Annotated in this window: 18 protein-coding genes; 13 read left to right on the plus strand and 5 right to left on the minus strand. The window is 59.6% G+C overall.

Going from position 1 to position 20,352, the window contains the following annotated elements; genetic code table 11:
* Positions 1–75: 75 nt before the first annotated feature.
* From purE to mnmH, 3 genes are all read left to right on the plus strand, one after another.
* A complete protein-coding gene (gene purE / locus ACF8PE_RS05345) occupies positions 76–585 on the plus strand; it encodes a 5-(carboxyamino)imidazole ribonucleotide mutase (protein ID WP_032616904.1) in 510 nt (169 codons plus the stop codon).
* Positions 582–1,649, plus strand: coding sequence for a 5-(carboxyamino)imidazole ribonucleotide synthase (purK, locus tag ACF8PE_RS05350; protein WP_204231093.1), 1,068 nt, complete (start codon positions 582–584; stop codon positions 1,647–1,649). Before purE ends, purK begins: the two co-directional genes overlap by 4 nt.
* 74 nt (positions 1,650–1,723) lie before the next feature.
* Positions 1,724–2,794 carry a tRNA 2-selenouridine(34) synthase MnmH gene (gene mnmH, locus ACF8PE_RS05355; RefSeq protein WP_144883524.1) on the plus strand — a complete coding sequence of 357 codons (1,071 nt, stop codon included), beginning with the start codon at positions 1,724–1,726 and terminating at the stop codon, positions 2,792–2,794.
* An 83-nt stretch (positions 2,795–2,877) separates the two neighbouring features.
* On the opposite strand, the gene ACF8PE_RS05360 is transcribed toward mnmH, so the two are convergent.
* From ACF8PE_RS05360 to ybbA, 3 genes are all read right to left on the minus strand, one after another.
* Positions 2,878–4,023: a porin gene (locus ACF8PE_RS05360; RefSeq protein WP_032616900.1), complete on the minus strand. Its 1,146-nt coding sequence runs from the start codon at positions 4,021–4,023 to the stop codon at positions 2,878–2,880.
* A 182-nt stretch (positions 4,024–4,205) separates the two neighbouring features.
* Complete coding sequence (ybbP, locus tag ACF8PE_RS05365; RefSeq protein WP_103791852.1) at positions 4,206–6,620, minus strand: putative ABC transporter permease subunit YbbP; 2,415 nt, start codon at positions 6,618–6,620, stop codon at positions 4,206–4,208.
* A complete protein-coding gene (ybbA, locus tag ACF8PE_RS05370) occupies positions 6,617–7,303 on the minus strand; it encodes a putative ABC transporter ATP-binding protein YbbA (protein ID WP_032616898.1) in 687 nt (228 codons plus the stop codon). The genes ybbP and ybbA overlap by 4 nt, the downstream gene beginning before the upstream one ends.
* On the opposite strand from ybbA, the gene tesA reads away from it, so the two are divergent.
* From tesA to ACF8PE_RS05405, 7 genes are all read left to right on the plus strand, one after another.
* Positions 7,271–7,897 carry a multifunctional acyl-CoA thioesterase I/protease I/lysophospholipase L1 gene (gene tesA / locus ACF8PE_RS05375; protein WP_130589218.1) on the plus strand — a complete coding sequence of 209 codons (627 nt, stop codon included), beginning with the start codon at positions 7,271–7,273 and terminating at the stop codon, positions 7,895–7,897. The genes ybbA and tesA overlap by 33 nt on opposite strands.
* Positions 7,887–8,696 carry an SDR family oxidoreductase gene (locus ACF8PE_RS05380; RefSeq protein WP_103791850.1) on the plus strand — a complete coding sequence of 270 codons (810 nt, stop codon included), beginning with the start codon at positions 7,887–7,889 and terminating at the stop codon, positions 8,694–8,696. The genes tesA and ACF8PE_RS05380 overlap by 11 nt, the downstream gene beginning before the upstream one ends.
* A gap of 57 nt (positions 8,697–8,753) precedes the next feature.
* Entirely contained in the window at positions 8,754–9,608 is an 855-nt protein-coding gene (locus ACF8PE_RS05385) for a co-chaperone YbbN (protein ID WP_032616895.1), read from the plus strand.
* A gap of 213 nt (positions 9,609–9,821) precedes the next feature.
* The gene (locus ACF8PE_RS05390) at positions 9,822–10,736 is read left to right on the plus strand and encodes an SPFH domain-containing protein (protein ID WP_032616893.1); all 915 of its coding nucleotides are present in this window, start codon (positions 9,822–9,824) and stop codon (positions 10,734–10,736) included.
* Positions 10,733–11,191: an NfeD family protein gene (locus tag ACF8PE_RS05395; protein WP_032616892.1), complete on the plus strand. Its 459-nt coding sequence runs from the start codon at positions 10,733–10,735 to the stop codon at positions 11,189–11,191. Before ACF8PE_RS05390 ends, ACF8PE_RS05395 begins: the two co-directional genes overlap by 4 nt.
* A 16-nt stretch (positions 11,192–11,207) precedes the next feature.
* On the plus strand, positions 11,208–13,352 hold the full coding sequence (locus ACF8PE_RS05400) for a hypothetical protein (RefSeq protein WP_032616891.1): 2,145 nt from the start codon (positions 11,208–11,210) through the stop codon (positions 13,350–13,352).
* Positions 13,322–14,035, plus strand: coding sequence for a DUF3142 domain-containing protein (locus ACF8PE_RS05405; RefSeq protein WP_032616890.1), 714 nt, complete (start codon positions 13,322–13,324; stop codon positions 14,033–14,035). The genes ACF8PE_RS05400 and ACF8PE_RS05405 overlap by 31 nt, the downstream gene beginning before the upstream one ends.
* Here ACF8PE_RS05405 and cueR read toward each other — a convergent pair.
* Positions 14,032–14,442: a Cu(I)-responsive transcriptional regulator gene (gene cueR / locus ACF8PE_RS05410; RefSeq protein ID WP_032616888.1), complete on the minus strand. Its 411-nt coding sequence runs from the start codon at positions 14,440–14,442 to the stop codon at positions 14,032–14,034. The two genes, ACF8PE_RS05405 and cueR, sit on opposite strands and share 4 nt — an antisense overlap.
* 107 nt (positions 14,443–14,549) lie before the next feature.
* Between cueR and copA the strand changes: the two genes are divergently transcribed.
* The 3 genes from copA to ybaK all read left to right on the plus strand — a co-directional run bounded on the left by copA (position 14,550) and on the right by ybaK (position 18,601).
* Positions 14,550–17,048, plus strand: coding sequence for a copper-exporting P-type ATPase CopA (copA, locus tag ACF8PE_RS05415; RefSeq protein ID WP_392494666.1), 2,499 nt, complete (start codon positions 14,550–14,552; stop codon positions 17,046–17,048).
* A 78-nt stretch (positions 17,049–17,126) separates the two neighbouring features.
* Positions 17,127–17,921: a TraB/GumN family protein gene (locus ACF8PE_RS05420; RefSeq protein WP_144838285.1), complete on the plus strand. Its 795-nt coding sequence runs from the start codon at positions 17,127–17,129 to the stop codon at positions 17,919–17,921.
* A 200-nt stretch (positions 17,922–18,121) separates the two neighbouring features.
* Positions 18,122–18,601, plus strand: coding sequence for a Cys-tRNA(Pro)/Cys-tRNA(Cys) deacylase YbaK (gene ybaK, locus ACF8PE_RS05425; protein ID WP_191153087.1), 480 nt, complete (start codon positions 18,122–18,124; stop codon positions 18,599–18,601).
* 97 nt (positions 18,602–18,698) lie between these two features.
* Here the strand turns inward: ybaK and ushA are convergent, their stop codons facing one another.
* Positions 18,699–20,351, minus strand: a complete 1,653-nt coding sequence (ushA, locus tag ACF8PE_RS05430; RefSeq protein WP_392494667.1) for a bifunctional UDP-sugar hydrolase/5'-nucleotidase UshA — start codon at positions 20,349–20,351, stop codon at positions 18,699–18,701.
* Position 20,352: the final 1 nt, after the last annotated feature.

Here is a 20,352-nt window from a genome sequence, read left to right on the forward strand (position 1 = left end):
TCCTTGCCTGTGTATCGTGCTATTCTCTGTCACCTCAAAAGCCGAGAGTTGTGCACCACAGGAGTTTTAAGACGCATGTCTTCCAGCAATAATCCGGCGCGTGTCGCCATCGTGATGGGGTCCAAAAGCGACTGGGCTACCATGCAGTTCGCCGCCGAAATCTTTGACATCCTGAATGTTCCTCACCACGTTGAAGTGGTTTCCGCACACCGCACCCCCGATAAACTGTTCAGCTTCGCCGAAGGTGCGGAAGAGAACGGCTATCAGGTGATTATTGCCGGTGCCGGCGGGGCCGCGCATCTGCCCGGCATGATTGCCGCCAAAACCCTGGTGCCGGTGCTCGGCGTCCCGGTACAAAGCGCTGCCCTGAGCGGTGTCGATAGCCTCTACTCCATCGTGCAGATGCCGCGCGGCATCCCGGTGGGCACTTTGGCGATTGGCAAAGCGGGTGCCGCTAACGCCGCCCTGCTGGCGGCTCAGATCCTGGCGACGCACGATAAAGAACTGCATCAGCGTCTGGTCGCATGGCGTACCGCCCAGACCGACGAGGTGCTGGAGAACCCGGATCCGCGAGGTGCGGCATGAAGCAGGTTTGCGTCCTCGGTAACGGTCAGTTAGGCCGGATGCTGCGTCAGGCCGGTGAACCACTGGGTATCGCCGTCTGGCCGGTCGGGCTGGATGATGAACCCGAAGCCGTACCGTTCCAGCAAAGCGTGATCACCGCAGAAATTGAGCGCTGGCCAGAGACTCCGTTAACCCGGGAGCTGGCGCGTCATAATGCCTTCGTTAACCGCGACGTCTTCCCGATCATTGCCGACCGTCTGACGCAAAAACAGCTGTTCGACAATCTACACCTCGCCACCGCTCCGTGGCAGCTGCTGACGGAGAGAGGCCAGTGGCCTGACGTCTTTGCCACGCTGGGTGAACTGGCGATCGTCAAGCGCCGCGTTGGCGGCTACGACGGACGCGGCCAGTGGCGTCTGCGCGCCGGTGAAACCGACCAGTTGCCGGATGAGTGCTATGGCGAGTGCATCGTTGAGCAGGGCATTAACTTCAGCGGTGAAGTGTCGCTGGTGGGTGCCCGCGCCCACGACGGCAGCACCGTCTTTTATCCCCTGACCCACAACCTGCATCAGGACGGCATTCTGCGCACCAGCGTGGTCTTCCCGCAGGCCAATGCGGCCCAGCAGGCGCAGGCCGAAAGCATGCTCTCGGCCATTATGCAGGAGCTGGGCTACGTTGGCGTGATGGCGATGGAGTGCTTCGTCACTCCTGAAGGTCTGCTGATCAACGAGCTGGCACCGCGCGTGCACAACAGCGGCCACTGGACGCAAAACGGCGCTTCCATCAGCCAGTTTGAACTGCACCTGCGCGCCATCACCGGCCTGCCGCTGCCGCCGCCGGTGGTCAATAGCCCGTCGGTGATGATCAACCTGATCGGCACCGATCTGAACTATGACTGGCTGAAACTCCCGCTGGTGCATCTGCACTGGTACGACAAAGAGGTTCGTCCGGGTCGTAAGGTTGGCCATCTTAACCTGAACGACGGCGATATCCCTCGCCTGAGCGCGACGCTGGAAGCCATTGTGCCTCTGCTGCCGCCGGAGTACGCAAGCGGCATCGCCTGGGCGCAGGCAACACTCCGCTAAGCCCCACCGCCGGGGAGTTGCTATTCCCCTTCCCCGGCGTAAAATCCTGCCCATCGCTGTTTTGAGGGATCCTTATGAACGATGGGACGGACTACCGCGCCATACTTGCCGCCGACACGCCGTTAATCGACGTGCGTGCGCCCGTGGAATTTACCCAGGGTGCCATGCCTGCGGCAATCAACCTGCCATTAATGAATAACGACGAACGCGCCGCCGTGGGCACCTGCTATAAACGCCAGGGGCCGGAAGCGGCGCTGGCGCTCGGCCATCGGCTGGTAAGCGGCGAGACGCGCGAGCAGCGGCTCGAAGCCTGGCGCACCGCCTGCCTTGCGCAACCTCAGGGCTATCTCTGCTGCGCCCGGGGCGGGCAGCGCTCGCACATTGTGCAGTCGTGGCTGCAGGCGGCGGGGGTCGATTACCCGCTGATTCGTGGCGGCTATAAAGCCCTGCGTCAGGCAGCGATGCAGGCTACCGTTGAGCAGGTGCAAAAGCCGATGGTGCTGATTGGCGGCTGTACGGGGAGCGGCAAAACGCTGCTGGTGAAGGCCCGGCCTGACGGCATCGATCTTGAAGGTCTGGCGCACCATCGCGGCTCGTCTTTTGGCCGCACGCTGACGCCGCAGCGTTCGCAGGCAAGCTTTGAAAATCATCTCGCGGTGGAACTGCTGAAGAGAGACGCCGCGCGCTGGGTACTGGAAGACGAGGGGCGAATGATTGGCTCCAACCACCTGCCAGAATGCCTGCGTGACCGCATGGTGCAATCGCCGATTGCGGTGGTCGAGGATCCGTTCGAGGTGCGCCTTGAGCGCCTGCGCGAGGAGTATTTCGCGCTAATGTGGCAGGCCTTTCGCACCGCGCGGGGCGAAGAGGCAGGCTGGCAAGAGTACAGCGAGTATCTGCACCACGGCCTGTTTGCCATCCGCCGTCGGCTGGGATTACAGCGCTATGCTGAATTTACCGCCCTGCTGGATACCGCCCTGGATGAACAGCAGCGCACCGGCAATACCGAGGCGCATTTCACCTGGCTGGCACCGCTGCTCAATGATTATTACGATCCGATGTATCGCTATCAGCTTGAGAAAAAAGCAGAGAAGATTGTTTATCGCGGAACCTATGCAGAGGTTGCGGAGTGGTTGAATCGCTAATAAAAAGCCGGATGCGCTCATGCTTATCCGGCCTACAGGTTCTGCCCGACGCTTCCCTCTCCCTTTCAGAGAGAGGGTGAGGGTCAGAAGTCGTAACGCAGACGCACCAGGTTCATGTCACCCAGGTCGTCGGTGCTGGAGGTGAATACGTGTTCGTAATCAACACGGAAACCGTAATCCAGCTGGAAGCTAATACCCACGCCGTTGTCGATGCGCTGATAGTTGCGGCCATTCATGGTCTCAATACGGTCACCCATGAAGTAAGGCTGGATGGATTTCACCGCATACTGACCAATCGGGAATTTATAGCCCGCAAAGTACTCAATACCCCACGCATCACCCGCGAAGTAGTCGTTTACCGACACTTTTTTGCTGGTCATGAAGTTCTGATACCAGCCGCCGCCCGCGGAGAAGGTCCAGTTGTCCGGGGTCCAGCTCAGCGCGGTGCCGAGGATATTCTGATCCCAGGACTTGCTGTCGCCGTTATCCGGGTTACGCATGTCTGCGCGGGTGTAGTTCCACGCGGCGCCCCAGGTCAGGTCGGTGGTCAGACGATAATCCAGACCCAGCGAGCCGCCGCCTTTACGCTTGTAACGCAGGCCATTGCCTGGCAGGTATTCGCTGTCTTCGAACAGGTAAGAGGCGTAGATGTCGGCATCGCCGAGGGTTTTCTTGTACTTCAGCATCTGACGTGAACGGTAAGAGCCGTCATAGTCACCGTTGATGCCGTTACCCGGTGCCTGGCCGATCATGTCGTAATCCCAGATATCGGTTTTCGCGCCAACCACATCATAGTAAACGCTGTTCTGCTGACCGAAGGTCAGGGTGCCCCAGGTGTCGCTTTTCAGGCCGGTATAGAGCATACGACGGGAGGTGTCGTGCGCGCCCTCAGCATGGTGATTATCCCAGTCGAACTGGGCCGGAATATTCACGCCCAGTTCGTAATAGCTGATCCAGCTGATGTCATCAAACAGGTAATAATCTGCCGCGAAACGGAAACGGGTGCCGCCATCAAAGCCGTTACGCTTGTAGCTGTTCTTGCCGTCATCGCCGGTCATGTTCTGGAACTGCGGACGAATACTGCCGCCCACGGTGAAGTTCAGGCGGCTCAGCGGGTTACCTGCCTGTGGATCCTGTTTCAGTACGGTGATTTCAGCCTGGGATGCAAAAGACGCCAATGCCACTGCCGCGCCGATCGCAACCGCCAGCGCTTTTTTTGTTATGGTCATTATTTTTCCTTGATAGACACACTGCCATTTATTTAGCAGGTGAATATTAACCAGGATTTATCTGCTCGTGTTGCTCGGTTTTTAATGATTTGTGCCGCTAAAATTCAAGGAATTATCTTTTTATGCTACTTAAGTGGAACGCGCCGGTATATTAACCGGCGCGTTATGGCTACAGAGGGGAATTAACCAGAGAACTGACGGAACAGGGCTTTGCCTTTCAGCAAACGAGCACCCAGCCAGCCGCCGCACAGCGAGAGCATCACCGCCCCGCAGAGCGGAAGGATCACCCACAGCCGCCAGTCAGGCTCCCACGGGAAGTCGAACACCCGGGTCTGTAGCACCGCCAGCGCCGTTTCTGCGCCAATGGCCGCCACCAGGCCTGCCACCAGTCCCAGCAGGGCAAACTCGCTCCACAGCGTGGTACGCAGCAGCTTTTTACCTGCCCCCAGGGTGCGATAGACCACCAGCTCCTGATGACGCTGACGCATCCCGACCTGCACTTGCGCCAGCAGCAGCAGCACGCCGCAAATCGTGACCAGCACCACCATCACCTCCAGCGCCCGGCTCACCTGCTCCAGTACCTGTCCGACCTGTCTCAGGATCGCGCCGATATCCAGCAGGCTGATCGTCGGGAACTCGCGGTTAAGCTGGGTGAGCATGCCGTTGCCGTTCTCCCAGCGGAAGCTGGTCAGCCAGCTCTGGGGCTGCCCGTCCAGCGCCCCGGAAGGGAAGATAAAGAAGAAGTTCGGCCGCAGGCTCTCCCAGTCAACCTTGCGCAGGCTGGTGACTTTCGCGCTGAAGTCCTGCGTATCGCCAGTAAAGGTCACCGTATCACCCAGCCCGACGTTGAGGCGTTTCGCCAGCCCTTCCTCCATCGACACCTCCCCCGCTTTCGGCGGCCAGCTGCCGGCAGTGATCGGGTTATGATCCGGGCGTTTATCCTGCCAGGTCAGATTCAGCTCGCGGTTAAGGGATTCATCTTTATTGCCCTCGGTCGATTGACCGTTAATCTGAGTCAGGCGCGCCCGCACGATGGGATAATACGACTCGGGGATAACCTGGTGCTCCGCAAGGAATTCCTTCAGCGGGGCGATCTGCTCCGGGGCGATGTTAATCAGGAAATAGTTCGGGCTTTCCGGCGGGAGCTGCTGTTGCCAGCGATCCAGCAGGTCGCCGCGCAGCACCAGCAGCAGCGCCAGCAACATAAACGACAGCGAAAACGCCGACAGCTGGCTAAGGGTCGACCACGGCTGGCGCAGCAGGCGGTTCACCGCCAGACGCACCGGCAGCGACTTCACCGTCAGCCCTTTCAGAACGCTGAGCAGCATCCAGCCCAGCATGCCACAGAGCAGGGCCAGCACTATCGCTCCGGCCAGCACCGCCCACAGCAACATGCTACCGCCCATCAGCCAGGCGAGTAGGGCTACTACCACCATCACGATAACCGGCAGATAAAATTTCAGCGGCCAGACGCTGGCGACCACATCGCGGCGCAGGACGCGCAGCGGCTGGGTCGCCAGCAGCAGGCGGTAAGGACGCAGCCCCACCAGCAGCGAGATGACGATCATCGCGCCGACGGCCCACAGCCACGGCCAGAGGCTGGCAGGCGGCAGCGCGGCGGGCAGTACCGGCTTAAGCAGTACCATCAACACCTTTTCAAACAGCAGGCCCATCGCCCCGCCGGTCACGGCAGAGAGCGCGAGCACCATCAGCCACTGGCCGACAATCAGCTTACGCAGCTGCGCCCTGCCCGCCCCCAGCGTTTTGAGGATCGCCACCAGGTCGTAGCGGCTGCGGCAGTAGTGGCCCATCGCCACCGCCACGGCCGCCACGGCCAGCAGCAGCGTCAGCAGCGCCGAGAGCAGCAGGAACTGCTGGGAACGCTCCAGCGACTTACCGAGCGCGCCGTCCTCCTGTTCCATCCCGGACCAGCGATGCTCCGCCTTCAGCTGCGGCAGCAGCCACTTCTCGTAACTCGCCAGTTGGGCGGGCGTGCCGCCAAACTTAATACGCCAGGTGACGCGGCTCCCGGGCTGGACCGCCCCGGTTTTTGCCACATCCGCGGTATTCATCAGCAGGCGCGGCGCCATCTGGAAGGGGTTAAAGCCGGAGTCCGGCTCCTGAACCACTTCCCCGGCAATTTTGAGCGTGGCATCCCCGACGTCGATGCTGTCGCCGGTTTTCAAATTCAGGAGTGCCATCAGACGCGAGGCCAGTAGCACCGTGCCCGGGGCCGGTTTCAGGCCCGGCGGGTTGGTCTGCAACGCGCCGTACATCGGATAAATATCGTCCACGGCCTTCACGCTCGCCAGTTGCGGGGTGTCGGCGGCAAAGGTCATGGTCTGGAAACTCAGTTGCTCGCTGACCTTCAGCCCCGTTTTTCTCGCCTCATCAAGCCATGCCTGCGGCACCTCGCGGGAGCTGCGTAGCGTCCGGTCACCCGCCATAAACTCGCGGCTTTGCTGGCTAAGTCCCTTTTCCATCCGATCGCTGACGCTGCCGAGCGCCAGCACGCAGGCCACCGCCAGGCTTAACGCCAGCCAGACGATCAGCAGCGAGGGGGAGCGCCATTCGCGCCAGAACCAGCGGGCAATCATGCTTCCTCCTGCAATTCACCGTTGACCAGCCGCAGGCGGCGGTCACAGCGGGCCGCCAGCTGCGGATCGTGGGTGACAAGGATCAGCGTGGTGCCGTGCTCACGGTTCAGGGAGAACAGCAGATCGGCAATTTTGTCCCCGGTCTGGCGATCGAGGTTACCGGTGGGTTCGTCGGCAAAGAGCACGTCCGGGCGGCCATTGAACGCCCGGGCCAGCGCCACGCGCTGCTGCTCACCGCCGGAGAGTTGCGCCGGAAGGTGATCAAGACGCTTACCCAGCCCCAATTGCTCCAGCAGAGCTTTAGCACCCGCCCGGCTCTGGGTCGTATTCTCGCCGCGAAGCAAACCCGGCAGCTCAACGTTCTCCAGCGCATTGAGGGTGGGAATCAACATAAACGACTGGAAAACAAAGCCAATGTGTTTTGCGCGCAGGGCGGCGCGCGCCTCTTCATCCTGCTGATGCAGCGGTTGCCCGACCAGGTGGACCTCACCGCTGCTGCCGTCATCCAGACCGGCGAGGATCGCCAGCAGGGTGGATTTGCCGGAACCCGACTCACCAATCAGGGCGATGCTCTGCCCGCGTTTGACAATGAGTTCAACTCCGGTGAGGATGGAAAGCTCGTGCTCACCCTGACCCACGGATTTCTTAAGATGATGAACTTCAACAATGTTTTCCGCTGGCATTTGCCCTTCCTGTTTCTGATTCTGATGACATTTCGCGCCGCGGCGGCGGACACGTTATTAATTCTGGGCGACAGCCTCAGCGCGGGCTACCGGATGGCGGCCAACGCCTCCTGGCCTGCCCTGCTGAACGATAAATGGCAGGCCCAAACCTCGGTTATTAACGGCAGCATCAGCGGCGATACCTCCCAGCAAGGGCTTTCTCGTCTGCCTGCCCTGCTGAAACAGCACCAGCCGCGCTGGGTGCTGGTGGAACTGGGCGGCAATGACGGTCTGCGCGGCTTCCAGCCTCAGCAGACCGAGCAGACGCTGCGCAAAATTTTGCAGCAGATCCGCGCGGCGAACGCCCAGCCGCTGTTAATGCAAATTCGTCTGCCTGCTAACTATGGTCGTCGTTATAATGAAACCTTCAGCGCGATATATCCGAAGCTTGCCAAAGAGTTCGATATTCCGCTGCTGCCCTTTTTTATGGAAGAGGTCTATCTGAAGCCGCAATGGATGCAGGATGACGGTATTCACCCCAATCGGGACGCACAGCCGTTTATTGCCGACTGGATGGCAACCCGGCTGGCTCCTTTAGTTAAACATGACTCGTAATTCAGCGGAGATCCTGACAGGTAAAGTTATGCAAAAATCGGTCTTAATAACAGGATGTTCCAGCGGAATTGGCCTTGAAAGCGCCCTTGAACTCAAGCGTCAGGGATTCTGGGTGCTGGCCGCCTGCCGCAAACCCGAAGACGTTGAACGGATGAACGGCATGGGGTTAACTGGCGTATTGCTGGATCTGGATTGTACCGACAGCATTGAGCGCGCCGCCGATGAGGTGATCGCTCTTACCAATAATCGTCTGTATGGGCTGTTTAACAATGCCGGTTTCGGCGTTTACGGCCCCTTGCAGAGCGTGACCCGCCAGCAGCTTGAACAGCAATTTTCCGCCAACTTTTTTGGCGTTCACCAGCTCACCATGCGCCTGCTGCCTGCCATGTTGCCGCACGGCGAAGGGCGGATTGTGATGACCTCCTCGGTGATGGGGCTGATCTCTACGCCAGGCCGCGGGGCTTATGCCGCCAGCAAGTACGCGCTGGAGGCCTGGTCGGATGCGCTGCGCATGGAGCTGCGCCACAGCGGCATTAAGGTCAGCCTGATTGAACCGGGGCCAATCCGCACCCGCTTTACCGACAACGTTAACCAGACCCAGGCCGATAAACCGGTAGAAAATCCGGGTATTGCCGCACGTTTTACGCTGGGGCCGGAGGCAGTCGTCGCCAAAGTGCGCCATGCTTTTGAGAGCAAAAACCCCAAAATGCGTTATCCGGTCACGCTGGTGACCCACGCCGTCGGCCTGCTGAAGCGCCTGCTGCCCGGCCGGATGATGGACAAAATTTTACAGGGCTGAGTTGAAGCCACGCGCCACGCCCCCATGTAAATAAAAACTCATAACCGAGAATGACGCATGTCCGTACAGAATATTGTCAACATTACCGAAGCAAACCTGCACCAGACCCTTGAACAGTCGATGACCAAGCCGGTGCTGTTCTACTTCTGGTCTGAACGTAGTCAGCACTGTCTGGAGCTGACGCCGGTGCTCGAGAAGCTGGCAGCCCAGTACAACGGTCAGTTTATTCTGGCAAAACTGGACTGCGACGCTGAACAGATGATCGCCTCGCAGTTTGGCCTGCGCGCCATCCCAACGGTTTATCTGTTCCAGAACGGCCAGCCGGTTGATGGCTTCCAGGGGCCGCAGCCGGAAGAGGCGATCCGCGCCCTGCTGGATAAAGTGCTGCCGCGCGAAGATGAGCTGAAAGCGCAGCAGGCGGCGGCCCTGATGGCCGAAGGCAAACACGACGAAGCCCTGCCGCTGCTGAAAGAGGCCTGGCAACTCTCCGGTCAGAACAGCGAGACCGGTCTGCTGCTGGCAGAAACGCTGATTATCCTGAAACGCTCCGAAGATGCCGAAGTCGTGCTGAAGACCATCCCGCTACAGGATCAGGATACCCGTTACCAGGGTCTGGTAGCGCAGATTGAACTGCTGAAACAAGCCGCGGATACCCCGGAAATTCAGCAGTTGCAGCAGCAGGTTGCCGCCAACCCTGCCGATGCCGCGCTGGCCAGCCAGCTGGCACTGCAGCTGCATCAGGTTGGTCGCAACGAAGAGGCGCTGGAACTGCTGTTCAGCCATCTGAAAACCGATCTGGCTGCCGCTGATGGCCAGGCGCGTAAAATGTTCCAGGAAATTCTGGCGGCGCTCGGTACGGGCGATTCACTGGCCTCGACCTATCGCCGTAAGCTGTACGCCCTGCTGTACTGATCACTCTAACCAGCCCGGTAGCACCTTGCTCGCCGGGCCAGCCACACCTTGCTGTTTTTATCTCGCCCCGCCATATTTAGCGGGGCGTTTTTATGTCTGGATCCCGCCCGCCTCGTTGATTCCGCGCGAATTTGTGCCTGTTTGTCGGTATACTAGTGAACAACAAACGAACAGTTGTTATCGCAACAAGGAATGCAAAACAGGAGGTTTTATATGTTCATCGTCATCCCTATTCTGATCTTCGTCGCGCTGGTCATTGTGGCCGCCGGGGTGAAAATTGTCCCTCAGGGCTATCAATGGACGGTTGAGCGTTTTGGTCGTTACACCAACACGCTGCAGCCGGGCTTAAGCCTGGTCGTCCCCTTTATGGATCGCATTGGTCGCAAGATCAATATGATGGAACAGGTGCTTGATATCCCGTCCCAGGAGGTTATCTCCAGAGATAACGCCAACGTCACTATCGACGCGGTCTGTTTTATTCAGGTCATTGACGCGCCAAAAGCCGCCTACGAGGTGAGCAACCTTGAGCTGGCCATCATCAATTTAACCATGACCAATATCCGTACCGTTCTCGGCTCGATGGAGCTGGATGAAATGCTCTCCCAGCGCGACAGCATCAATACCCGCCTGCTGCATATCGTGGATGAAGCCACTAACCCGTGGGGCATCAAAGTCACCCGTATTGAGATTCGCGACGTGCGTCCACCCGCAGAGTTAATCACCTCCATGAACGCCCAGATGAAGGCCGAGCGAACCAAACGCGCCTATATTCTGGAAGCCGAAGGGGTGCGCCAGGCAGAGATCCTGAAGGCCGAAGGGGAAAAACAGTCACAGATCCTTAAAGCCGAGGGCGAACGGCAGTCTGCGTTTTTACAGGCTGAGGCTCGCGAACGGTCGGCCGAAGCGGAAGCCCGCGCCACCCAGATGGTCTCGGAGGCGATCGCCGCCGGGGATATCCAGGCGATTAACTACTTCGTGGCGCAAAAATATACCGACGCGCTGCAACAAATCGGTTCGGCGGATAACAGCAAAGTCGTGATGATGCCGCTGGATGCCAGCAGCCTGATGGGGGCGATCGGTGGCATCGCGGAACTGATCAAAAACAGCGGCAACGAGCGCAAATCATGATCGAGACGATCGCAGCACATCCGCATGTCTTCTGGCTGAGCCTTGGCGGCCTGTTGCTGGCGGCAGAAATGCTCGGCGGCAACGGCTACCTGCTGTGGAGCGGCGTGGCGGCGGTGATCACCGGGCTGCTGGTCTGGCTGCTGCCGTTTAACTGGGCGTGGCAGGGGGCGCTGTTTGCGGTGCTGACCCTGACCGCCGCCTGGCTCTGGTGGCGCTGGCTCTCAAGACAGGTGCGCAGGCAAAAGCCCGCCGACGCCCGGCTCAACCAGCGTGGACAGCAGCTGGTGGGGATGCAGTTTACGCTGGATAGCGCCCTGGTCAACGGGCGCGGCCATATGCGCGTGGGCGACAGTTCCTGGCCGGTTATTGCCGATGAGGATCTCAGCGCGGGCGCCAAAGTTGAGGTCGTTGCCGTCGAGGGGATCACCCTTCGTATCCGAACCCTTTCCCGATAAGAACAGGAATAGCATCATGGTCAGGAAGACGACGCTGGCAATCAGCGTTAGCGCATTACTGGCGAGCGCCGCACCGGCATTCGCCTCGTTTGATATGGAAGACTGCAAGTGGAGCGATGAGCACTGTCTGCTGAAAGGCGATCCGGTGCTGACGCCCGGCAACGACTCGCGCGATAACCTGCTGCGTCTGCTGAGCGAAGCCAAATCCTTCACTCTGCCCGTGCAGTCGATACCAGCGGATATTACCCGCTCCCGGGATGTCTATTTTGCCTACCACCCGGAGTGGGATGACCTGGAGGATCCGGCTCCCGCAGCCGTGGACAAACCGGCTGAAGAGAGCCCCCTCAATAAGCAGTGGGCCGCCTTGCAGCTTGAGCCCGTTGAAACGCATCAGGATGGTGAGCAGGAAAACCGCTTCGTCTCGAACAACGCCGGGAGCCTCAGTCAGTTTTTTGCCGCGCTGCTGGCCGACGATTCCCTGACGGCGGAACAGCGCCATGCCCTGGCGCAGGCGCGTCTGGGGCTTTACGCTGGCGCGTCCGATGAGCAGATTTCCGCCTCGCTGGCGACACTTCCCGCCGACTCGGCCGCCCTGCTGTATAAAACCTATCTGACCGGCGCGGCCCGTTTTTATGCCGGGGATTACGAGGGCGCGGATCGGGCCTTTGCCCCGCTGATCGACAGCGATCGCCCGTGGCTGGCTGAAACCGCGCACTATATGCTGATGCGCACGGCGCTGAACAAAAGTAGCCAGAACAGCATGGGCGAGTATGGCGATTTTACTATCGATCGCATCGACCGTCCGGCTGCTGAACAGGCGCAGAAAGCCGCCCAGGCATATCTTCAGCGCTGGCCCGAGGGCCGTTACGCCGACTCCACGCGCGGAATGCTGCGCCGCATCAACTGGTATCTGCAGGCGTGGCCGCAGCTGGCGGGGCTGTACGAGCAGCAGTTCCAGCAGGCTGCCGATGCCGGGGCGCTGCGGGGGTTGGTTATCGAATACGATAATGTCTACGGCATGCAGTTCAACGGTCGCGCCGTGCGGGAGGCTTTCCCCGATGCGCCGCTGATAAGCTATATCGAGCTGCTGCGCGCCCTTCGCCTGAACAGCGATGAGAAACCGACGCTGACGCAGGACGATCTCAACAGCAGCAAACCGGCCTTTGAACAGCGCGGCAAGCTGGCGCTGTGGCGCAATTTACAGCTGAACCTGTGGCAGGCGACAGACAACAATGCCGCCATCCTCCAGGCCGTCAAACCGGCAGAACAGCTCCCGCCGCACGACATTCTCACCTTTAGCGAACAGGTTCTCTATGGCGAAGCGCTGATGGCGCAAAAGCAGTGGCCCGCCGCGCGCGATTTCTGGCTCAAATTGCTCAAGCTCAGCCAGGATGCGGAACAGCAGCAGTATGTGCAGGCCAAACTGGCGGCTACCCTGGTCTTTAGCGGCGACACAGAGGCAATTTTTGCCGCGGACAGCGCCATCACCAACCTGCGTTTTCGCTCGCGGGTGCTGAAAACGGTAGCCTCCCCCGAACGGTTACGCCAGCAGGCCAGCCAGGGACCTAACAACGAAGAGCGCACCATTGCGCTGCATACCCTGCTGGTGCGCGATTTGACTGAAAACCGCTTTAGTGACTGGTTAAAAGACAGAAAGCTCGCCAGCGCCATTACGCATCCGGTTCTGGGCAAGGCGTTTGACGATGTGAATCTGAGCGCCTTCGACTGGAACGGCGATGCCGCCGAAAACGGGTACGTCTGTCGAAGCCTGAATGAAACGGTGCACGTGCTCAGCCAGAACGCCAACGATGCCCATGCCCTGAACTGTCTGGGTGAGTTCTTCCGCACCTCAAACACCCATGTCGATCTGTGGAAAGACAGCGGGGGTAATGACGTACTGGAGATGGCGATCCACCGCAAGGCACCTTACGGGCAGTTCGACAGGCAGGCCTACTATCAGCAGGTCATTGCGTCTCCGAAGGCAGAGCCAGAAGATAAAAGCTATGCGCTTTATCGGGCCATCATGTGTTATGCCCCGTCCGGCATGAACGAATGTGGCGGCGCAGACGTGGACAAAGCCCAGCGCAAAAGCTGGTTCTCGCAGTTGAAAACGCAGTATCCGGGCAGCCCGTGGGCGCAAAAGCTCAAGTATTACTGGTAGCCGCGCTGCTGGCCGGGCAGGCGCAGGCGGAGATCGTCACCGCTGGCGAGCACCCGGCCTTCTGGCTCTGGTCGGGCGTGAAAGCCAGTGACGCGTTGAAAGCGGCGCAAACGGTCTATCTGCATCAGGGTGAAGTGCTGGCCCGGCCTGGTGAGGTGGTGTTTCAACGCCTCGGCCTGCCGGTCAGCCGCCTGACGTTTCCGTCAATCTGGCTAACCGTGCGCTTTACCACCCTTGAGGTGCCGCCCACCGTGCTGCCGAGAATCGTGCGTTTAATGCAGCGCTGGCAGGCGGCCGGAAATCAGGTGGTGGGGTTGCAGATCGATTTTGATGCCGCAACCCACCAGCTGGCGGATTACGCTCGCTTTCTGCGCACACTTCGCCAGCAGCTGCCGCCTGAGTTTGCGCTGGGGGTGACCGGGCTGCTGGACTGGGCGAAAACCGGCGATGTCGCCACGCTGAACACCCTGGCGGTGGATGAACTGGTGATCCAGAGCTATCAGGGCCGCCATACGGTAGATAACTATCAGGCCTATTTGCCCGCGCTTGCCCGGCTGCGCATTCCGTTCAAGCTCGGGCTGGTAGAGGGCGGCAAACGGGATCGCCAGGCCGAGGCGCAGCTACAGCGCTCCCCCTGGTATCGCGGGACGGTGGTCTTTATGCTCAATCCGGCGCGCGGTTAGGCCTTCACCTTGCGATGGCAGCAGCCGGAAAGATTATCGATGATCGGGCAGTCGGCGCCTTCATCCCCGGGGCAGCTCTCTGCCAGCGCCAACAGCTGATCGCGCATGGTCTGCAACTCCAGGATATGGCGTTCAATTTCGGCGACCTTCTCGAGGGTCCGGCTTTTCACATCGGCGCTGTGTCGCGCGGGATTGTTAAACAGGTTCACCAGGTCGCCGCACTCATCAAGATTGAACCCCACCTGGCGAGCCTGACGCAGCAGCGTGAGTTCATCGAGGTGCTTTTGCGTGTAGCTCCGGTAGCCGTTCTCGCTGCGCAGCGGCGGCGTCACCAGCCCTTTCTCTTCGTAAAACCGGATTGCTTTGCTGGTTAACCCGGTTTTTTTGGCAACATCACTGATATTCACGTTTCCCCCTTGACCTTCCCCTTGATGGAAGGTTTAACCTTCATAACAGTTAGATGAAAGTGTCCCTCCGGTCAATATCTGGCTGGAGATTTATAAGGAGTATTCGTATGTCTCACACCATCGATCTGACACTGGACGGCCTCTCCTGCGGCCACTGTGTCAAACGCGTTAAAGAGAGTCTGGAGCAACGCCCGGACGTTGACACCGCAGAGGTCACCATCGACCACGCCGTCGTTACCGGCAGCGCCAGCGCCGATGCCCTGATCGACACCATCAAACAGGCCGGTTACGGTGCGGTGTTAAGCCACCCAAAGGCTGATCCGCTGACAGCGTCAACAACTCCGTCGGAAGCACTGACAGCGGCCCCCTCTGAGCTTCCGGCAGCTCACGACAGTGATGACAGCCAACAACTGTTGATCAACGGCATGAGCTGCGCCAGCTGCGTTACCCGAGTACAGAACGCCTTGCAGGCCGTACCGGGTGTCGCACAGGCACGGGTCAACCTGGCGGAGCGCACTGCGCTGGTGATGGGCCATGCCTCCGCCGCTGATTTAGTGCAGGCCGTTGAAAAAGCAGGCTATGGCGCCGAGGCGATTGAAGATGACCTCAAACGCCGTGAACGCCAGCAAGAAACGGCCATTGCCACCATGAAACGTTTTCGCTGGCAGGCGATTGTCGCCCTGCTGGTGGGGATCCCGGTGATGGGCTGGGGCATGCTCGGTGACAACATGATGGTCACCGACGACAACCGCACGCTGTGGCTGGTAATTGGCGTTATCACACTCGGGGTGATGATCTTTGCTGGCGGCCATTTTTATACCAGCGCCTGGAAAAGCCTGAAAAACCGTACCGCTACCATGGATACGCTGGTGGCGTTGGGCACGGGCGCGGCGTGGCTCTACTCGATGAGCGTCAACGTCTGGCCGCAGTGGTTCCCGATGGAAGCCCGCCATCTCTATTATGAAGCCAGCGCCATGATTATCGGCCTGATTAACCTCGGTCATATGCTGGAGGCGCGGGCGCGCCAGCGCTCCTCCAAAGCGCTGGAAAGATTGCTCGATTTAACCCCGCCGACCGCCCGGGTAGTCACGGAAAACGGTGAACAAAACCTGCCGCTGGCCGAGGTTCAGGCAGGGATGATCCTGCGCCTGACGACCGGCGATCGCGTGCCGGTAGACGGCGACATTACCCAGGGCGAAGCCTGGTTTGACGAAGCCATGCTCACTGGCGAGCCGGTGCCGCAGCAGAAAAGCGCCGGGGAGAGCGTCCACGCCGGTACGGTGGTGCAGGATGGCAGCGTGCTGTTCCGCGCCAGTGCCGTCGGCAGCCACACTACGCTGTCGCGCATCATCCGCATGGTGCGCCAGGCCCAGAGCAGCAAGCCGGAGATCGGCAAGCTGGCGGATAAAATTTCCGCTATTTTCGTGCCGGTGGTGGTGGGTATTGCCCTGTTCAGCGCCGCTATCTGGTACTTCTTTGGCCCTGCGCCGCAGATTGTCTACACCCTGGTGATCGCTACCACGGTGCTGATCATCGCCTGTCCGTGCGCACTGGGGCTGGCGACGCCAATGTCGATTATCTCAGGCGTTGGCCGGGCCGCAGAATCCGGCGTGCTGGTGCGTGATGCCGACGCCCTGCAACGCGCCAGCACCTTAGACACCCTGGTATTTGATAAAACCGGGACCCTCACCGAAGGTAAACCGCAGGTGGTCGCCGTCGATACCACGGGCGGGATCGACCAGGCCGAAGCGCTGCGCCTGGCCGCCGCGCTCGAACAGGGTTCCAGCCACCCGCTGGCGCGGGCGATTCTGGAGAAAGCAGACGCCACCCTGCCGCAGGTGCATAACTTCCGTACCCTGCGCGGGCTGGGGGTCAGCGGGGACGTTGATAACCGTAGGCTGCTGCTGGGCAACCAGGCGCTGCTGGCCGAAAACGGCATCGACACCGGGGCGCTGGATGCGCAGTTGCAGGCCCATGCCGCGCAGGGGGCGACCCCGGTACTGCTGGCGGTGGATGGCCAGGTCGCGGCGCTGTTTGCCGTACGCGATCCGCTGCGCGCCGACAGCGTGAGTGCGCTGCAACGCCTGCACCGCGCGGGCTATCGTCTGGTGATGCTGACCGGGGATAACGCCGTCACCGCTCAGGCGATTGCCAGCGAGGCCGGTATTGATGAGGTGATCGCGGGTGTGCTGCCGGACGGCAAAGCGGATGCGATTATCAAACTGCAGGATCAAGGCCGCCGCGTAGCCATGATTGGCGACGGCATCAACGATGCCCCGGCGCTGGCCCAGGCGGATGTGGGGATCGCCATGGGTGGCGGCAGCGATGTCGCCATCGAAACGGCGGCGATCACCCTGATGCGCCACAGCCTGATGGGCGTGGCCGATGCGCTTGCCATCTCGAAAGCGACCCTGCGCAACATGAAGCAGAACCTGCTGGGAGCCTTTGTCTATAACGCCTTCGGCATTCCCATCGCCGCCGGGATCCTCTGGCCGCTGACCGGTACGCTGCTCAACCCGGTGGTCGCGGGTGCCGCCATGGCCCTCTCCTCGATTACCGTGGTGAGCAACGCCAACCGCCTGCTGCGGTTTAAACCGAAAGAGTAACCGCGTGCATAAGACAAGGACGTCTTGCACCGCCCTTTCCCACGCGCTAGCATGAATTTTTACCATCCTGGAGCGCGTATGAGTCTGTTTCAACGTATAAAAGCATCGTTTCGCGCCCTTTTCCCCCGCCGCTATCGCTGGCCCGGCCTCGATATCTCCTTGCCTGGCGGGCAGCACCTGCATCTGGTCGGCAGCATCCATATGGGCACCCGGGATATGTCTCCCCTGCCCGCGGGCCTGATCGACAGGCTGCACAATGCCGATGCGCTGATTGTAGAAGCGGATATTTCCGGGGAGGAGTCGCCCTTTTCAGGCCTGGCGATCCCGCCTCCGCTCAGTGAGCGTCTTAGCGCCAGCCAGCTGGCCGAGGTGGAACGGCTTGCCGACGAGCTTGGGCTGTCGCTCTCTATGCTAGAAAGCCAGCCGTTATGGCAAATCGCGATGGTGTTGCAGGCCACGCAGGCCCAGCGTCTGGGGCTGCGGGGCGATTACGGCATTGATTACCAGTTGCTGAATGCCGCCCGTACACAGCAGCTGCCCATTATTGAGCTGGAGGGGGCCGCCAGCCAGATTGCCCTGCTGCGCCAGATGCCAAACGACGGCTTACTGCTGCTTGAAGATACCCTGACTCACTGGCATACCAATGCCCGGTTGCTGCAAACCATGGTGAGCTGGTGGCTGGATTCCCCCCCCATCGTCGACAGGCTGGCACTTCCGGCCACCTTCAGCGAATCGCTGTATGACGTACTGATGCACGAGCGTAACCAGGCATGGTGCGAGAAGCTTCGCGCGCTGCCTGCGGGACGGTATGTGGTTGCGGTTGGGGCACTGCATTTGTACGGCGAGGGGAATTTGCCGTCATTGCTGAGATAAAAAAGTGGCCAATATTTCTATTGGCCCGTCAAAGAGGAATTTCATCGTTATTATTATGCCGAAGGAGACCTCCGGTTGAGCCGATTGTCGCTCAAAGTGACCATCACTGCCAACACTATATGCGCAAGATGGTGCTATTTTTTAGCCTCTTCTGAGGCGTATGCTTAGAGCGTTTATTGTCCGGGCTAAGAAGGATTGCTATGACACCCGCCGTGAAATTACTCGAAAAAAACAAAATCACTTTTCGGATCCATACCTATGACCACGATCCGAGTGAGACCAATTTTGGTGATGAAGTGGTGCGTAAACTGGGGCTGAACGCCGACCAGGTTTATAAAACGTTGCTGGTTGCGGTCAACGGCGATATGAAGCATCTCGCCGTGGCGGTGACGCCGGTTGCCGGGCAGCTGGATCTCAAAAAGGTGGCGAAGGCGCTGGGCGCCAAAAAAGTGGATATGGCCGACCCAATGGTGGCGCAGCGCACGACGGGGTATCTGGTGGGCGGTATTAGCCCGCTGGGCCAGAAAAAACGTCTGCCAACCCTGATCGATGCCCCTTCTCAGGCCTTTGAAACGATCTATATTTCGGGCGGCAAGCGAGGGCTGGATATTGAGCTGGCGGCCAGCGATCTGGCCAGAATGCTGGATGCGCAGTTTGCGGATATCGCACGCCGGGAATAAAAAAAGCCGGGTGGCGGCTACGCCTTCCCCGGCCTACAACATGAAAACCATCCAACCGCTGGCCGGGTAAGCGAAACGCCACCCGGCACGGCCTTCATTACTGCCAGCTCACCTCACCCTTAGGTTCATACGCGTTCACATCCAGCGGAGAATTCTGCTGGATGTACTGCTTCAGCACCTCGGCGTCGATAAAGCCGGTATTCACATAGCCCGGTTTGTCATCGATATGCGGATAACCGTCGCCGCCGGTGGCGTTAAAGCTCAGGGTCGCCATCCGGTAGGTTTTGGCCGGGTCAACCGCTTCGCCTTTGATCTTCAGGTCGTTGAGTACCCCGCCCTTCGCCACAAAGCTGACGTTGGCGAACTGCGGATAGGCACCGGAGTCAGGCTTCATCTGTGCTACCGCAGTCAGGTAATCCGTCACCTCTTTGCCGCTCATATCGACATACACCAGCACATTGCCGAACGGCTGCACCTTCAGGACATCTTTATAGGTGATATCACCGCCTTCAATGGAGTCGCGGATCCCGCCGCCGCTCATTACCGCAAAATCGGCGTTAGTACGCGCCATTTGCGATGCCAGCACCAGGTGCCCCATGTTGGTCTGCACGAAACGCACCTTACTGCGATCCCCTTCCAGCCTGCCGGAGAGTGTACCGATCTTCACATCCAGTTGGGCTTTGCCTTTATTCTGGAACGGCGACAGCAGGGAGAGCATCTGTGGGTTTTCCGCAATTTCCGGGGTATAGAGGACGCGCTCGCTCTGGCCGTTATCGTAGGTCACCTTCTTCTTCAGGTTGACCGGGATCAGCTGATAATGCACCAGCTTCATCTCCCCGTTACGGAATTCGAAATCCGCGCGGCCGACGTATTTACCCCACTCATGGGCCTGCACAATCCAGATGCCGTTCTGCTTGTCCGGCGCGCACGGCGTGCCAGGCACATAGTCCACCTGTTTTTTATTTTCTGACGCCATGCAGACCGGATCCTGGGAGTGACCACCCACAATCATCGCCAGCGAACCCGCTGGCAGGCTGCGCGCCATCTCCACATCGCCCGGGGCGTTCGAGCCGTGATCGCCATTATCGTAATGGCCCATATGGGTGGTGGCGATAATCACGTCCGGTTTTTCGTTCTGCTGTAATTCCTGGATCACCAGCTTCGCTTCGTCGGCCGGTTTACGGAATTCGATATCGGTAAAATATTCCGGGTTGCCGATTTTGGCTGTGTCATCGGTGGTCAGCCCGACCACGGCAATTTTAATATCCTGGCGTTTGAAAATGGCCCAGGGTTTAAATAAACGCTCGCCGGTGCTTTTCTGGTAAATATTGGCGGAGAGGAACGGGAATTTGGCCCACTTCTCCTGCTGGCGTAATACTTCGATAGGATTATCAAATTCGTGGTTACCGACGGCCATGGCATCGTAACCAATCAAATTCATACCGCGGAAATCGGGTTCTGCATCCTGTAAATCCGACTCCGGCACGCCGGTATTAATGTCGCCGCCGGAGAGTAACAGCACGCTGCCGCCTTTGGCTGCCACCTCTTTGCGGATCCCGTCCACCAGCGTCTTCTGCGCCGAGAGGCCATACTCGCCATATTCGCTGCGCCAGAAGTGGCCGTGGTGGTCGTTGGTATGCAGGATGGTAATGTTATAGGTTTTATCCTGCTCCCAGGCCTGGGCTGGCAGGCTTAACAGACCGCACGCCGCGATTATTGCCAGCGCGATGCCTCGCTTCATTAACTTCATT

The sequence above is a fragment of the Leclercia sp. GLN_9 genome, from assembly GCF_043105735.1.
Classification (GTDB): domain Bacteria; phylum Pseudomonadota; class Gammaproteobacteria; order Enterobacterales; family Enterobacteriaceae; genus Enterobacter; species Enterobacter adecarboxylatus.